The sequence below is a fragment of the Stenotrophomonas tumulicola genome, from assembly GCF_014117215.1.
In the GTDB taxonomy this organism is placed as follows: domain Bacteria; phylum Pseudomonadota; class Gammaproteobacteria; order Xanthomonadales; family Xanthomonadaceae; genus Stenotrophomonas; species Stenotrophomonas tumulicola.
This window is the reverse complement of sequence record NZ_JACGXS010000006.1, coordinates 174,134-189,401: the sequence shown is the minus strand read 5'-3', so window position 1 is coordinate 189,401 and position 15,268 is coordinate 174,134. Positions and strand designations below refer to the sequence as shown.

11 protein-coding genes are annotated in these 15,268 nt (G+C 65.3%); 10 read left to right on the top strand and 1 reads right to left on the bottom strand.

Going from position 1 to position 15,268, the window contains the following annotated elements; all coding sequences use genetic code 11:
* The first annotated feature begins 109 nt into the window (after positions 1-109).
* The 6 genes from H4O11_RS13250 to H4O11_RS13225 all read left to right on the top strand — a co-directional run bounded on the left by H4O11_RS13250 (position 110) and on the right by H4O11_RS13225 (position 8,277).
* Positions 110-2,668 carry a TonB-dependent receptor gene (locus H4O11_RS13250; RefSeq protein WP_182339891.1) on the top strand — a complete coding sequence of 853 codons (2,559 nt, stop codon included), beginning with the start codon at positions 110-112 and terminating at the stop codon, positions 2,666-2,668.
* Entirely contained in the window at positions 2,668-3,807 is a 1,140-nt protein-coding gene (locus H4O11_RS13245; protein ID WP_182339890.1) for an NHL repeat-containing protein, read from the top strand. Before H4O11_RS13250 ends, H4O11_RS13245 begins: the two co-directional genes overlap by 1 nt.
* Positions 3,801-5,183 carry a purple acid phosphatase family protein gene (locus H4O11_RS13240; protein ID WP_182339917.1) on the top strand — a complete coding sequence of 461 codons (1,383 nt, stop codon included), beginning with the start codon at positions 3,801-3,803 and terminating at the stop codon, positions 5,181-5,183. The genes H4O11_RS13245 and H4O11_RS13240 overlap by 7 nt, the downstream gene beginning before the upstream one ends.
* Positions 5,184-5,241: 58 nt before the next feature.
* On the top strand, positions 5,242-5,871 hold the full coding sequence (locus H4O11_RS13235) for an inorganic diphosphatase (protein WP_182339889.1): 630 nt from the start codon (positions 5,242-5,244) through the stop codon (positions 5,869-5,871).
* 153 nt (positions 5,872-6,024) lie between these two features.
* Entirely contained in the window at positions 6,025-7,440 is a 1,416-nt protein-coding gene (locus tag H4O11_RS13230) for an FAD-binding domain-containing protein (protein WP_182339888.1), read from the top strand.
* Between the two features lie 141 nt (positions 7,441-7,581).
* Positions 7,582-8,277, top strand: a complete 696-nt coding sequence (locus H4O11_RS13225) for a YiaD family glycine zipper/OmpA-like lipoprotein (RefSeq protein ID WP_182339887.1) — start codon at positions 7,582-7,584, stop codon at positions 8,275-8,277.
* Between the two features lie 143 nt (positions 8,278-8,420).
* On the opposite strand, the gene H4O11_RS13220 is transcribed toward H4O11_RS13225, so the two are convergent.
* On the bottom strand, positions 8,421-9,440 hold the full coding sequence (locus tag H4O11_RS13220; protein ID WP_182339886.1) for a LysR family transcriptional regulator: 1,020 nt from the start codon (positions 9,438-9,440) through the stop codon (positions 8,421-8,423).
* Positions 9,441-9,587: 147 nt separating this feature from the next.
* Between H4O11_RS13220 and H4O11_RS13215 the strand changes: the two genes are divergently transcribed.
* The 4 genes from H4O11_RS13215 (at position 9,588) to H4O11_RS13200 (ending at position 15,189) form a co-directional block, all read left to right on the top strand.
* A complete protein-coding gene (locus tag H4O11_RS13215) occupies positions 9,588-9,815 on the top strand; it encodes a hypothetical protein (protein WP_182339885.1) in 228 nt (75 codons plus the stop codon).
* Positions 9,812-10,582 carry an SDR family NAD(P)-dependent oxidoreductase gene (locus H4O11_RS13210; protein ID WP_182339884.1) on the top strand — a complete coding sequence of 257 codons (771 nt, stop codon included), beginning with the start codon at positions 9,812-9,814 and terminating at the stop codon, positions 10,580-10,582. Before H4O11_RS13215 ends, H4O11_RS13210 begins: the two co-directional genes overlap by 4 nt.
* 109 nt (positions 10,583-10,691) lie before the next feature.
* Positions 10,692-11,921, top strand: a complete 1,230-nt coding sequence (locus H4O11_RS13205; protein ID WP_281367596.1) for an efflux RND transporter periplasmic adaptor subunit — start codon at positions 10,692-10,694, stop codon at positions 11,919-11,921.
* Positions 11,922-12,018: 97 nt separating this feature from the next.
* On the top strand, positions 12,019-15,189 hold the full coding sequence (locus H4O11_RS13200; RefSeq protein WP_182339882.1) for an efflux RND transporter permease subunit: 3,171 nt from the start codon (positions 12,019-12,021) through the stop codon (positions 15,187-15,189).
* The last annotated feature ends 79 nt before the right edge of the window (positions 15,190-15,268 follow it).

Sequence of the window (15,268 nt, the reverse complement as noted above, 5' to 3'; positions counted from 1 at the left end):
GCCAGCGCGGTGACGTTCGCATGACAGCTGGGGTGGCCCGGTGTCATGGCACTGAAACCTCGGCGACATACCTTGCCCTCCCATTCTTCACACCGAATGGGGACAACCCGTGCAGACCAAGACGCCGCTGGCGATTGCCATCACCCTGACCTTGGCGATGGGGGCCGCAGCACCACTGCACGCCGCCGGGCAGGATGTCGCCGCCACCAGCGCGGTTGCCACCGATGCCACCGATCTGGACCGGATCGAGGTACGTGCCCAGCTGGAATCGCAGATCCGGGCGGTGGATCTCAAGCGCAGCAGCGATGCCATCGAAGATGCGGTGTCCTCTGACGCCCTGGGCCAGTATCCGGACAAGAATGTGGCCGAATCGCTGCAGCGCCTGCCGGGCATCAGCGTCACCCGCGACCAGGGCGAAGGCCGTTTCGTGGTGGTGCGTGGCCTGGATGCCAACCTCAACAGCGTCAGCATCGACGGCATCGCCGTGGGTACCCCGGAAGATTCCAGCCGCGCCGCCCCCTTGGACGTGATTCCCTCCGATTCCACCGAACGCCTGCGCGTGGTCAAGTCGCCTACACCGGACATGCCGGGCGATGCCATTGGCGGCGCGATCCTGGTCGAGTCCGCTTCGGCGTTCGATCGTGACGGCCGCAGCCTGCGCGGCAAGATCGAGGGCAGCCACCAGCAGCTCTCCGGCGAAACCAGCCCGAAGGCGGCAATCAACTACAGCGAAGTGTTCGCCGATACCTTCGGCGTGGCGCTGGGCGTGAATTACCAGAACCGCAAGTTCGAATCCGACAACAGCGAAGTGGAGTACGACGGTGAGGACGATGCCGCACCGGGCGACGTCACCGCGATCAACCTGCAGCGCCGCAAGTACGAGATCGAGCGCAAGCGCATAGGTGCCAACCTCAACCTGGACTGGCGCCCGGACGAAGACAGCAAATATTACCTGCGCACGCTCTACAGCCGCTTCGACGATGCCGAAACCCGGCAGCGGCTGATCGTCAATTTCGACGATGCCGACATGGTCGCCACCGGTACCGACCAGTTCCGCCTGGACGACCTGCCGGCCGACGCGATCCAGAAGCGCATGCGTTACCGCACCAAGGAAGAGAACACCTTCGCCGCCAGCCTGGGCGGTGAAAACCGGCTGGCCAACGCCGTGGTCGATTACAGGATCGGCTATACCAAGACCGAAGAGCGCGTGGACGACGAAATGGAAGCACGCTTCGAGCTGGATGGCGACGATCTGTCCGGTACGCTGGACCAGCGCGGACGCATGCCGCGCTATACCTTGTCCAGCAACGACTGGATGGACAACGCCAACTATGCCTACGACCGCATGATCCTGTCGCCCAAGCGGGTGGACGACAAGGAGCACAGCGCGCAGGTCAACGTGCGTTTCGACGATGACAACGCCAGCTACAAGTTCGGCCTGCTGGGCCGTTGGCGCGACCGCAACGTGGATGTCAACGAGGTGGAGCTGCGCCGTGGCCCGGACATCGACCTCGCCAGCTGGACCACCGGCACGCCCGAGCACCGCCATGGTTCGCTGGGGCAGGGCATGAGTTCGGCGTTGATGCGCCGCTACTGGGCACGGAACAGCGGGGACTACAGTGCACGCCCGCAGGAAACCGGTGACAACGCGGTGACCTCGCTGGAAGAAGACTACGTTGCCAGCGAGGACATCTTCTCCAGCTATGCCATGGGAACCTGGGACATCGGCGCGCTGCGCATCATCGGTGGCGTGCGCGTGGAGAACACCCGTTTCAAGGCCGTCGGCAACAGCGTGGACGTGGCCGAAGACGGTGAGAGCTACACCGTGCAGCCCGCCGTGGCCAACAGCAGTTACACCAACGTGCTGCCCGGCCTGCACCTGCGCTACGACGCGGCCGACGACTGGGTGCTGCGCTTCTCGGCCAACAAGACCGTGTCGCGTCCGTCGTATGGTGACATTTCGCCGCGCGTGGGCTACAGCCGCGGCGACGAGGAAGTGCGGATCGGCAACCCGGAACTGGACCCGTACGAATCAACCAACATCGATCTGTCGGTGGAGAAGTACATCGGCAGCACCGGCATCATATCGCTGGGTGTGTTCCACAAGTCCATCGATGGCTACATCGTTGAAACCACGCGGCAGAATGACCCGGCCTACGATGGCTACGACGTGACCACTTCGATCAACGGTGACAAGGCCAAGGTGACCGGCGCGGAATTCAACTGGCAGCAGCAGCTCGCTTTCCTGCCACCGGGCTGGGACGGCCTGCTGGTGGGTGCCAGTGGCACCTGGCTGGACACCGATTTCGATCCCGGCCTGGAAGACCGCGAAGGCGAGGATTTCATGCTGCCGCGTGCCTCCAGGCATGTGTACAGCGCGCATGTCGGCTACGAAAAGTACGGGCTGAGTACCCGCCTGGCTGCGGTGTATCGCAGCGAATATCTGGATTCGCTGGGCGCCGGCCGTGCGTTCGATATCTTCGTTGCACCCAATACCCAGCTGGACTTCTCGCTGGACTACAAGTTCAGCCCACGCGTCAGCATGTACTTCGAGGCACAGAATCTGTTGGACAAGCCGCTTGAGCTGTACCAGGGCACGCGTTCGCGCACCCTGCAGATGGAAGAATACGGCCGTACCTATGCGGTCGGCCTGAAGGTGGCACTGTGATGGCCCGCCACATCCTGCTGGCAAGCGCGCTGGCAGCGGTGCTGGCCGCTGGCTGCACGCCTTCGGCGCCGGCAGGCGGGGAGGCGGTGACGGCGGCCGCCGCACTGGCCACGACGGCCGCAGCCGGTGGCAACAAGCAGGCACGCAACGTGGTGACCCTGGCCGAAGCGTTCCTGACCCCGATGACGCCGGAGGACAATATCGACTCGCCGGCCGCCTGGAAGGCGCCGGATGGCAAGACATGGCTGATCGCCACGGCCAAGGCCACGGACAAGCTGGTGGTCTATGACGGCAGCACCGGTGCGCTGCTGCGCGATGTCGGCACGACGGGCAAGGCACTGGGACAGTTCGATCGTCCCAACGGCATCGCCGTCACCGGTGACCTGCTGTGGATCGTCGAGCGCGACAACCACCGCGTGCAGGTACTTTCGTTGCCTGGCTTCACCCCGCTGGCCGTGTTCGGTGCCGACGACCTGCGCAAGCCGTATGGGCTGTGGGTGGACAGGCGCACCGATGGCTACAGCGTGTACGTGACCGATTCCTGGGACGACGGCGAGGATGCGCAGGGCAATGACATCCTGCCGCCGCTGGCCGAGCTGGACAAGCGCGTACGCCAGTATCACGTGACCCGCGATGGGGCCAGGGTGGAGGCGAAGTTGACCGCCAGCATCGGCGATACCAGCGAGGCCGGCGCGTTGCGCGTGGTGGAATCGATATGGGGCGACCCGGACAACGACCGCCTGCTGATCGCCGAGGAAGACGAGAGCTACGCCAGCGAGTTCAAGGTCTATACCCTGGCCGGCCGTTTCACCGGCACCACCTTTGGCCGTGATGTGTTCAACGCGCAGGCCGAGGGAGTCATGCTGCGCACCTGCGGAAAGGACGGCTGGTGGATCACCACCGAGCAGGGCAAGGAGCGCAGCGTGTTCCACCTGTTCGACCGGCATACGTTGAAGCCGGTCGGTGCGTTCCAGGGCAACACGGTCGCCAACACCGACGGCATCTGGATGATGGCGCAGGGCACGCCGCGCTTCCCGCATGGTGCCCTGTACGCGGTGCACGACGACCAGGGCGTGGTGGCTTTCGACTGGGAGCAGGTGGCCAAGGCGCTGTCGCTGCCGCTGGAGTGCGCATCGTGATCGTCCGCCTGCAGACCATTGCCCTGGGCCTGGCGCTTGCGCTTGGCAGCACCGTCGCCCTTGCCGATGACCTTGCCTCGCGGGTCGAGCCGAATACGCAGGTGCCTGCCGGCAATCGCCATTACGCGGCGAGCGGCTTCCCGGATCGTATCGTGGCCTCGCCGGCGGCAGACGCCGCGCATGGTTTCGCGGTGCGCTGGCGGACCGACGGCAGCGTGCAGGCACCGGTGCTGGAAATCGCGCCGGCCGACGACACGCCCGGCTTCGGCCCGATCACCCGCATCACCGCGACCAGCCAGCCGCTGCAGACCGAGAACGGGCTGTCGCACCACCATCGTGCCGACGTGGACGGACTCAAGCCGGGCACGCTGTATGTGTATCGCGTGCAGGGCAAGGACACCTGGAGTGCATGGAACCAGTTGCGTACGGCCGGCACCGCCGACCAACCGATGACCTTCCTGTATTTCGGCGATACCCAGAACAAGAACCTCAGCCACGTCAGCCGGGTGGTGCGCGCCGCGCAGAAGGCCGCGCCGGATGCGAACCTGAGCCTGTTCGCGGGCGACCTGGTCAGCGGCGGCTACGATGCCGATGACAGCGAATGGGGCGAATGGTTCGCCGCCACCGGGTGGCTGGCCCAGGAAACGATGCTGGCACCGGCGATCGGCAACCACGAATACTTCGAAGAGTTCGAAGACACGCCGCAGGAACGCCGGGTGATGGCACGTCATTGGCCAGTCACCTTTGCGCTGCCGGACAATGGGGCGCCAGGCGCCGGGAAGAGCACCTATTGGTTCGATTACCAGGGCGTGCGCTTCGCCGTGCTGGATGGAACCTCGGCAATGGACCTGGGCACCGCGCAGGCGCAGGCGCAATGGCTGGACAAGGTGCTGGCCGAAAACGCCCAGGCATGGACCATCGTGGTGGTGCACCAGCCGTTCTACTCGCCTGCGCGTGGCCGCCACAATCCGGTGCTGCAGGAGGCCTTGTTGCCTGTCGTGCGCCGACATGGCGTGGACCTGGTGCTGCAGGGCCACGACCACACCTATGGGCGCCGCGGCGAGGACGGACTGGCGACGCCGCAGTTCGTGGTCAGCAATGCCAGCCCGAAGCAGTACCGGTTGTCGAAGGAAGCGCTGCAGACGATGTCGCCGGTGGCCGAAGACACCCAGCTGTTCCAGGTATTGCGCATCGATCCACAACGGCTGCATTACGAAGCCCGTACCGCGACCGGCAGGCTGTACGATGCATTTGAACTGGTGCGGCAACCGGATGGCAGCACGCGCAAGATGGAGCTGGAGCAGGGCCGGATCGAGCCGCGCCGTTGCCTGCGTCCGCATGCCCCGACCGGCCGCAAGGACCGCTGCTGGGAATGAGCCACCACGCGTTGCATGGCGCCGGACATTGTCCGGTGCAGCCGAAGGAGTTGCCGATATGATGTCCATGCGCACTGCATTGCCGAGGCTGGCCCTGGCCGGCGGCCTGATACTGGCTGCCGGTGCCGGCATTGCCGCCGAGACGGTGCTGCACCCCTTCCTTGCCGCGCAGCCGAAGCAGGCTCCGGACGAAGTGCACCTGGTGGTTGAGATTCCTGCCGGCAGTTTCACCAAGTACGAAATCAAGGAGGACGGGCTGGTCCATGTCGATCGTTTCCAGTCGATGCCGGTGGCGTATCCAGCGAATTACGGCTCGATGCCACGTACCTTGGCCGGCGACAACGATCCGCTGGATGCGTTGGTGCTGACCCGCGAGCCGTTGCACCCCGGCGTGATCGTGCGGTTCCGGCCGATCGGCTACCTGAAGATGGTCGATGATGGCGAGCAGGACGAAAAGGTGATCGGCGTGCCCACCGACAAGGTCGACCCGACCTATGCCGGCATCCGCGATCTCTCCGACCTGCCGGCCATCGAGCGCCAGAGGATCGAGGCGTTCTTCCGCGTCTACAAGGATCTGCCCGAAGGTCGCAATCCGGTCCAGCTGGGGGGCTGGGGCAACGCTGCCGAAGCCAAGGTGTTGATCGAGCAGTCCATGCAGCGGTTCGCAGCAGGAAAGCAGGCCCGGTAGCGCCGGGCCACGCTCGGCGAGCACGCAGCGCGGCTTGCATCAGGCATCGCCGATGCGGGCGGCAAAAGCCGCCGGGCACGGCGCGGCGCTACACGGGCGGGTCACGCGCCATCGCTATCATGGGCCCCCTCCTGCCTGCCCTGGATGCAACGCGTGTCATCAGCATTGGTGTGGTTTCGCCGTGACCTCCGCTTGGCCGACAACCCGGCTTTGCAGGCCGCCCTGGACGCTGGCCATGATGTCATTCCGGTCTACATCCACGCCCCGTCCGAAGAAGGAGAATGGGCGCCGGGAGCGGCATCCAACGCCTGGTTGCATCGGTCGCTGGCCGCACTGGACAGCGACCTGCGTGCGCGCGGCTCCCATCTGGTGATGCGCCAGGGTGGCAGCCTGGCGATGCTGCAGTCGCTGCTGGCCGAGACCGGCGCGGCGGCCGTGTTCTGGAACCGCAGGTACGAACCGGCCATCCAGTCGCGCGACACGTTGCTCAAACGCACGCTGCGCGGGCAGGGAATCCAGGCAGACAGCTGCAATGGCAGCCTGCTGTTCGAACCCTGGCAACTGGCGACCCAGCAAGGACAGCCCTACAAGGTTTTCACTCCGTTCTGGCGCAATGCGCTTACCCGCTGGAAGGTGCAGCCCGCGCGTGACGCACCTCCCGGGCTGTCCGCACCGCGTGTGGAAGGAGCGCGGCTGGACACCTTGGGGCTTGCCCCGAAGGTCCGATGGGATGCGGGCTTCTGGCAGCACTGGCAGCCGGGCGAGGCCGGTGCGCGCGAGGCGCTGGAAGTGTTCATCGACGGCGCACTGGCTGGCTATCGCCAACAGCGTGACCTGATGGACCGGGTGGGTACCTCGCTGCTGTCGCCGCACCTGCATTTCGGCGAGATCGCGCCGTGGCGCATCGTGCATGCGCTGGAAGCAGGGCGCAGCGCAGCGGCCGATGCGGATATCGATGCCTATCTGCGCGAACTGGGCTGGCGCGAATTTGCCCACCACCTGCTGCACCACTTCCCCGCCACCGCCGGCGAAAACCTCAATCCACGCTTCGACCGCTTCGCCTGGGCCACGCCCAGTGCCGCCAGCCTGCAGGCATGGCAACGTGGCCGTACCGGTGTACCGATCGTCGATGCAGGCCTGCGCGAACTGTGGCACACCGGCTACATGCACAACCGCGTGCGCATGATCGTGGCCAGCTACCTGTGCAAGCACATGCGCGTACATTGGCGCGAGGGCGCGCGCTGGTTCTGGGACACCCTGGTGGATGCCGACCTGGCCAACAACACGATGGGATGGCAATGGGTGGCGGGCACGGGTGCGGACGCTGCGCCGTATTTCCGGGTGTTCAATCCAGTCACCCAGTCTGAAAAATTCGATCCGCAGGCACGTTACATCAGCCGGTGGGTGCCGGAACTGGAGGCACTGCCGCTCAAGGCGCGATTTGCCCCCTGGCAGCATCCGCACCTGCTGGCGGAACACGCGCCCGATTACCCTCGCGTGCCGCTGGTCGACCTGGCGGCAGGACGTGACGCGGCATTGGCCGCCTATCGTCGGACCGGCGCAGGCTGATGCCAGCAGGGGGAGCGGTAAAAAACTGAACGGGGGGCTGACGACGTTCACATCCCTCATGCCGACATCGCGTCAGGCTGTATATGCTCAGCCCGACGCACGCCGGACCACCCGGCTTCCCCGGCTTTCAAGGAGAACATCATGATCCGAACCGCTCCCCGCAACGTGGCCCTTGCCCTGATGACCGCCGCGGCGCTCAGCGCCTGTGCCACCGGTGGTTCCTATGTGCAGAGCGACCAGTACGGCAATCCGACCGAGCAGCAGAACCGAACCGGCCGCAACGCGCTGATCGGCACCGCAGTGGGTGTCGCAGCCGGCCTGCTCACCGGTGGCAGCGCCACCGAGCGTCGCCAGCACGCGATGATTGGTGCCGGTATCGGCGCGCTCAGCGGTGCCGCTGTCGGCCAGTACCAGGATCGCCAGGAGCGTGCGCTGCGCGAGCGCACGGCCAATACCGGTATTGATGTGCAACGCCAGGGTGACAACATCACCTTGAACCTGCCGGACGGCATTACCTTCGATTTCGGCAAGTCCACGCTGAAGCCGCAGTTCTACAGTTCGCTCAACGGCGTTGCCGGAACCTTGTCCGAGTACAACCAGACCATGATCGAAGTGGTTGGCCATACCGACAGCATCGGTAGCGATGCCGTGAACAATCGCCTGTCCAAGGAGCGTGCCGATTCGGTGGCCGCTTACCTGACCGGACAGGGCGTGCAGAGCGCACGCATCGAAACGCTGGGCGCAGGCAAGGCTTACCCGATCGCCGACAACAGCACCGACGCCGGCCGCGCGCAGAACCGTCGCGTGGAGATCCGCGTGATCCCGCTGCAGCAATAACGCGCAGCGTTATTGCCGTTGCGGCCACCGGCCGCAACAAAATGCCGCCCTTGCAGGCGGCATTTTTTGCAGGTGACGACCGTGGTCGTCACGCATGCAGCAACGGCATGCCGGCCAGCGGCCGGCATCTACCGAAGCCTGGCCTACGCTGCGACCCCTTCCAGCACGCGCTTTCCTTCCTCTACCGCTTCGGCTTCAGCCTTCTCGCTCTGCTGCTGCGCGTACTTCGCTGCCGGACATTGCGCCATCATGTAGTTGGCATCGAAGTTCAGCTTGTCGACCAGGAAATCCACGAAAGCGCGCACCTTCGGCGATACCAGCCTGCCGCCGGCGAACACGGCGTTGAAATCGACTTCCGGCCCGGTCCAGCCAGCCAGGACACGGCGCACCATGCCGGTTTCGACGAACGGCTTGGCCATCACGTCGCCGGTCAACAGCAGGCCTTCGCCGCATACCAGCGCACCGTTGAGGGCGGACATGTCGTTGGCCACCATCAGCGGATTGACCGGGAAGTCCCGTAGTTCACCGCCGTTCTCGCCCAACTGCCAGGTAATCCGGTTGGGATGGCTGTGGTACGCCTTGCGCATTGCCAGGATGCGGTGGAACTGCAGTTCGTCCGGATGCAACGGCTCGCCGTGGCGTTCGATGTAGGCAGGGCTGGCGAACACCTGCGTGCGCAGGGTGCCCAGCTTGCGCGCCACCAGGTTGGAGTCGGGCAGGGCGCCCACGCGCAATGCCAGGTCGGCTTCACCGGCGATCAGGTCCAGCTTCTCGTTGCCAAGGTGCATGTCCAGCCGGATCTCCGGGTACATCGCGTGGAACTGCCCCATCAGTGGCGCGATCCAGGTGATGCCCAGCGAGTAGGGCACGGTGAAGCGCAGCCAGCCGCGCGGGCCGGACTGCAACTGGCTGACGGCACTCTCCGCCTCTTCCAGTTCACGCGCGATGCGCTGGCAGTGCTCGTGGTAGATCGAACCGGCTTCTGTAAGCCCGAGGCGACGCGTGGTCCGGTGCAGCAGGCGTGCACCCAGGCGCGTTTCCAGTTCCTGCACCTTGCGGCTGACGGTGGTCTTGGGCAGGCCGAGCGACTTGGCCGCAGCGATGAAGCTGCCCTGCTCGACCACTTTGACGAAGATCAGTGTTTCGTTGAGATCGTGGGACATGGTCGAATTCCTGGACGTCGGGGACGGGGACTATCGTGCCAAAAAGATTGGACCGGGGACGGGATGATTATTCCCCTAAAAGAGGACTAATCAAGTAGGGGTTTGAGTTGCATCATGGCGCCATTCCCGAAAACGAGGCCGTCTGTCATGAGCCTGCGCAACATTCTCGCCTACTTCCGTCGTGCCGGTCAGGATGCCCTGGACCAGGCAATGACCGTTGAATCTCGCCCCAAATCCTTGATAAACAAAGATTTCAGGGAGTTTACCGCGCCAGCAAGACAGCAGCGTGGCGGTAGCCTGAAGATCCGCCCGCAGCGAACCGATCGTATCGGTCGAATCGGGATTATCCCGGAGATGGGAGGAAATATCCCGTGAACGGGACGCTGGTGCCGGAAGTCCTGGTCCTTGGCGGCACCGGAGCGGTGGGCCAGGGCGTGGTCGGCGCATTGTTGGAAGCTGGCAGCCCGGTGCTGGTGGTTGGCCGCGATCCGCGGCGGCTGGGCGCCCTGCGCGCACAGTTCGATGACGAGCCGGGCCTGGAAACGATGCTGGGTTCGGTCGCCGACGATGAGTCGGCCAAGGTGGTGGCGGACCGGGTGTCTGCGCGGCAGCGTCCGCTGGGCGCCGTGGTCGCGGCGCTCGGTGGGCCCTATCAGCGCGGCAGGGTGATCGATCGGCCCGGCGAGGCACTGATGCATACGCTTCAGCTGGACCTGATGCCGCATGTGCATGCGGTACGCCACCTGTTGCCGTTGTTGCAGGACCACCCGCATCCGCGCCGCTTCGTGATGATCGGCAGCCCGGCGGGATTGAAGCCCTGGGCCGCCCATGGCGACAGTTCCGTCACCGCCGCCGCGCTGCGCATGTATGCGCAGGTCGTACACCAGGAAGCCCAGGCCATCGGCGTGCGTGCGCAACTGCTTGAAGTCGACGCACCGGTATGTACGCCGAGCAACGCCGCCAACGCCTGCATCGAATGGCCCAGTGCGCTGCTGGTCGGCCGCCGGCTGGTTTCGCTGCTGGACCAATGCCAGGACAACCGCGCCATCGTCCGCTGCGATACACGCGATGCGCAGCTGCCGCGCGGGTTGTTGCGGCTGGATGCACCACCGCGTTGGCACGAACCGGCCGGCAGCGCTTGACCTCAACCAAAGTTGAGGTCGCAACATGCCGCCGGCCGCCGGTGCTGCCGGCAAACGAAACACCGGATTCCCGTATCACCACCCCCTACGGATACATGCCATGAACTCCATGATTCCTTTCCACCGCACCACCCGCCGGGTAGCCCTGGCTACCGTTTCGGCGTTGGCCCTGGCGGTGCTGACCGCGTGCAGCGGCAGCCATGCCGAAGAAGCCGGCGCGCCGCCTGCGCCTGAAGTCAGTGCTGCCCCGGTATTGATCAAGCAGGTAAGCCAGTGGGACGAATTCAGTGGCCGCGTCGAAGCGGTCGAGAATGTCGACCTGCGCCCACGCGTTTCCGGTTACATCGACAAGGTCAATTATGTCGAAGGCCAGGAAGTAAAGAAGGGTGACGTGCTGTTCACCATCGACGCGCGCAGCTACCAGGCCGAGTACGATCGCGCCCGCGCCGAGTTGGCACGTGCACGTACCCAGTCCACGCTGGCCCGTGGCGAGTCCGAGCGCGCCAAGCGCCTGTCCGAACAGCAGGCCATCTCCACCGAGACCTGGGAACAGCGTCGTGCTGCCTCCGACCAGGCCGGTGCCCAGGTGCAGGCCGCACAGGCGGCACTGGACGCGGCGGCGCTCAACCTGGAGTTCACCAAGGTGCGTGCACCGATCAGTGGCCGCGCCGGGCGTGCGATGGTCACCGCCGGCAACCTGGTCAGCGCCGGCGATGCCGCCAGCGTCCTGACCACGCTGGTGTCGCTGGAAAAGGTGCACGTGTACTTCGATGCCGACGAAGCCACCTTCCTGCGCTATGCGCAGATGGCACGCAAGGGTGAGCGCCCGAGCGAGCGCGATGCGTCGCTGCCGGTGAAGATCGGCCTGAGCGGTGAGCAGGGCTTCCCGCACGAAGGCACGGTCGACTTCCTGGACAACCAGGTCACCCGCAGCACCGGTACCATCCGCGTCCGCGCCCTGTTGGACAACGCCGAACGCCAGTTCACCCCGGGCCTGTTCGCCCGCGTGCAGCTGCTCGGCAGCGGCCAGTTCCAGGCCACGCTGATCGACGACCGTGCGGTGTTGACCGACCAGGACCGCAAGTACGTGTACGTGGTCGACAAGGAGGGCAAGGCGCAGCGTCGTGACGTCGCGCTGGGACGCAGTGCCGACGGCCTGCGCATCGTCGAGAACGGACTGGTGGCGGGCGACAAGGTCATCGTCGATGGCGTGCAGAAGGTCTTCATGCCCGGCATGCCGGTCCAGGCCAAGCCGGTGGCGATGCAGCCCGGCGCCGCACCGGCACCGGTGCGCACCGCTGCTGCCAAGCCCGGTACTGAAACCGCCGCACTGAACTGATCCATCCGGCCAGCGTCACCGCGAACCCCGATCCCCTGCCGTAACGGCAGGGGCAGGGTGGCTGCATCCCGGCGCTGGCCAAACCAAGGACATTCCCATGGATTTTTCCCGCTTCTTCATCGACAGGCCGATCTTCGCGGCGGTGCTGTCGATCATCATCTTCGCCGCCGGCCTGATCAGCATTCCGCTGCTGCCGACCGGTGAATACCCCGACGTGGTGCCGCCTTCGGTGGTGGTGCGTACCGTGTACCCGGGCGCCAATCCAAAGGTGATCGCCGAAACCGTGGCCACGCCACTGGAAGAGGCGATCAACGGCGTCGAGGACATGATGTACATGAAATCGGTCGCCGGCTCCGATGGCGTGCTGCAGATGACCATCACCTTCCGCCCGGGTACCGATCCGGATGCGGCGGCGGTGAAGGTGCAGAACCGCGTGGCCCAGGCCCAGGCCCGCCTGCCGGAAGACGTGCGCCGCCAGGGCGTGACCACGCAGAAGCAGTCGCCGACCTTCCTGATGGTGGTGCACCTGACTTCGCCGGAAGGAAAGTACGACACCCTGTACCTGCGCAACTACGCACGCCTGCATGTGAAGGATGCGCTGTCGCGTATCCAGGGCGTGGGCGATGCACAGATCTTCGGTGGTGGTGACTACGCCATGCGTGCGTGGCTGGACCCGGACAAGATCGCCGCCCGTGGGCTGACCGCCAGCGACGTGGTGGGTGCCATGCGCGAGCAGAACGTGCAGGTGTCGGCCGGCCAGCTTGGCGCCGAGCCGATGCCCAACAGCCAGTTCCTGACCCTGATCAATGCGCAGGGGCGGCTGAAGAGCGAGCAGGAGTTCGGCGACATCGTGCTCAAGAGCGGTACCGATGGTGAAGTGGTCCGCCTGTCCGACGTCGCCCGCCTGGAGCTTGGCGCCGGCGACTACACCCTGCGTTCGCAGCTGGATGGCAAGAACGCGGTGGGCATCGGCATCTTCCAGGCACCTGGTGCGAATGCGCTGGAAATCCGCGATGCTGTCATCAACACCATGGACGAGATGCAGAAGACCTTCCCGGCCGACGTGAAGTACGAAGCGGTGTATGACACCACCATCTTCGTGCGTGATTCGATCAAGGCCGTGGTTTCCACCCTGCTCGAAGCCATCGCGCTGGTGGTGCTGGTCGTCATCCTGTTCCTGCAGACCTGGCGCGCCTCGATCATTCCGCTGATCGCCGTTCCGGTGTCCATCGTGGGTACGTTCGGCGCGCTGTACGTGCTGGGCTTCTCGATCAACACGCTGAGCCTGTTCGGCCTGGTGCTGGCGATCGGCATCGTGGTCGACGATGCGATCGTGGTGGTGGAGAACGTCGAGCGCAACATCGAAGAAGGGCTCTCGCCCACGGCTGCGGCCCACCAGGCGATGAAGGAAGTGTCCGGCCCGATCATCGCCATCGCGCTGGTGCTGTGTGCCGTGTTCGTGCCGATGGCCTTCCTGTCCGGCGTCACCGGCCAGTTCTACAAGCAGTTCGCGGTCACCATCGCCATCTCCACGGTGATCTCGGCCATCAACTCGCTGACCCTGTCGCCGGCCCTGGCCGCTCGCCTGCTGAAGGCACATGATGCAGACAAGGACGCACCGACCCGTATCATCGACCGCCTGTTCGGCTGGGTATTCCGTCCGTTCAACCGCTTCTTCAAGTCCAGCTCGGAGAAGTACGAGCGCAGCGTATCGAACATCCTCGGCAAGCGCGGTGCGGTGTTCGCGGTGTATGCCCTGCTGCTGGTCGGTACCGGCGTGATGTTCAAGGCGGTGCCACCGGGCTTCATCCCCACCCAGGACAAGCTGTACCTGATCGCCGGCGTGAAACTGCCGGAAGGTTCGTCCATCGCCCGCACCGACGCGATGCTGAAGAAGGTGGCCGACATCGCGCTGGAAACCGAAGGCGTGGCGCACACCATCTCCTTCCCCGGCCTGAACGCGCTGCAGTTCACCAACACGCCCAATACCGGCGTGGCCTTCGTGCCGCTCAAGCCGTTCAGCGAGCGCAATGGCCGTACTGCGGCGGAGATCAATGCCGAGATCAACCAGAAGATCTCGGCCCTCCAGGAAGGGTTTGCGTTCTCGCTGATGCCCCCGCCGATCCTTGGCCTGGGCAACGGCAACGGCTACCAGATGTTCATCGAAGACCGCGGCAACCTGGGCTACGGCGCGTTGCAGACCGCCGTGCAGACCATGCAGGGCACGGTGGCGCAGACCCCGGGCATGGCCTTCCCGATCACCAGCTACCAGGCCAACGTGCCGCAGCTGGATGCCGAGGTGGACCGCGTCAAGGCCAAGGCACAGGGCGTGCAGCTGACCGAGTTGTTCGACACGCTGCAGACCTACCTGGGTTCGGCCTACGTCAACGACTTCAACCAGTTCGGCCGTACCTGGCAGGTGATCGCACAGGCGGATGGCCAGTTCCGTGACAGCGTGGAAGACATCGGTCGCCTGCGTACCCGCAATGATCGCGGCGAAATGGTGCCGATCGGTTCGATGGTCAGCGTCAAGCAGACGTTCGGCCCGGATCCGGTGCTGCGCTTCAACGGTTATCCGGCCGCCGACCTGGCCGGTGAAACCGATCCGCGCCTGCTGTCGTCCACCGAAGGCATGGCCAAGCTGACCGAGATCGCCGCCCAGGTGTTGCCGCCGGGCATGGTCACCGAGTGGACCGACCTGAGCTACCAGCAGGCGACCCAGGGCAATGCCGCGCTGATCGTGTTCCCCGTCGCGGTGATGCTGGCCTTCCTGGTGCTGGCGGCGTTGTATGAAAGCTGGTCGCTGCCGCTGGCGGTGATCCTGATCGTACCGATGACGCTGCTGTCGGCGCTGGTCGGCGTATGGCTGACCGGTGGTGACAACAATGTGTTCGTACAGGTCGGCCTGGTGGTGCTGATGGGGCTGGCGTGCAAGAACGCGATCCTGATCGTCGAGTTCGCCCGGGAGCTGGAGATGGGGGGCAAGGGCATCGTGGAAGCGGCATTGGAAGCCTGCCGCCTGCGCCTGCGTCCCATCGTGATGACCTCCATCGCCTTCATCGCCGGCACCGTGCCGCTGGTGTTGTCGCATGGTGCGGGCGCCGAAGTGCGCTCGGTCACCGGCATCACGGTGTTCGCCGGCATGCTGGGCGTCACGTTGTTCGGCCTGTTCCTGACCCCGGTGTTCTACGTGGCACTGCGCAAGTTCGTGACCCGGAATGGTGGCGGCCAGCTGGTGAGCCACGGCGAGTCGACCCTTCACCACTGACGGATGTCCCGGTGCCCGCCGAGCATGGCTCGGCGCTGCACCTCCGACGTCCCGGTAGCGCCGAGCCCTGCTCGGCGGC

Coding starts and splice junctions, on each gene's coding strand:
- H4O11_RS13225 (WP_182339887.1), top strand. CDS start 7,582: ATGATCCGAACCGCTCCCCGCAACGTGGCCCTTGCCCTGATGACCGCC.
- H4O11_RS13245 (WP_182339890.1), top strand. CDS start 2,668: ATGGCCCGCCACATCCTGCTGGCAAGCGCGCTGGCAGCGGTGCTGGCC.
- H4O11_RS13215 (WP_182339885.1), top strand. CDS start 9,588: ATGAGCCTGCGCAACATTCTCGCCTACTTCCGTCGTGCCGGTCAGGAT.
- H4O11_RS13235 (WP_182339889.1), top strand. CDS start 5,242: ATGATGTCCATGCGCACTGCATTGCCGAGGCTGGCCCTGGCCGGCGGC.
- H4O11_RS13200 (WP_182339882.1), top strand. CDS start 12,019: ATGGATTTTTCCCGCTTCTTCATCGACAGGCCGATCTTCGCGGCGGTG.
- H4O11_RS13220 (WP_182339886.1), bottom strand. CDS start 9,440: ATGTCCCACGATCTCAACGAAACACTGATCTTCGTCAAAGTGGTCGAG.
- H4O11_RS13205 (WP_281367596.1), top strand. CDS start 10,692: ATGATTCCTTTCCACCGCACCACCCGCCGGGTAGCCCTGGCTACCGTT.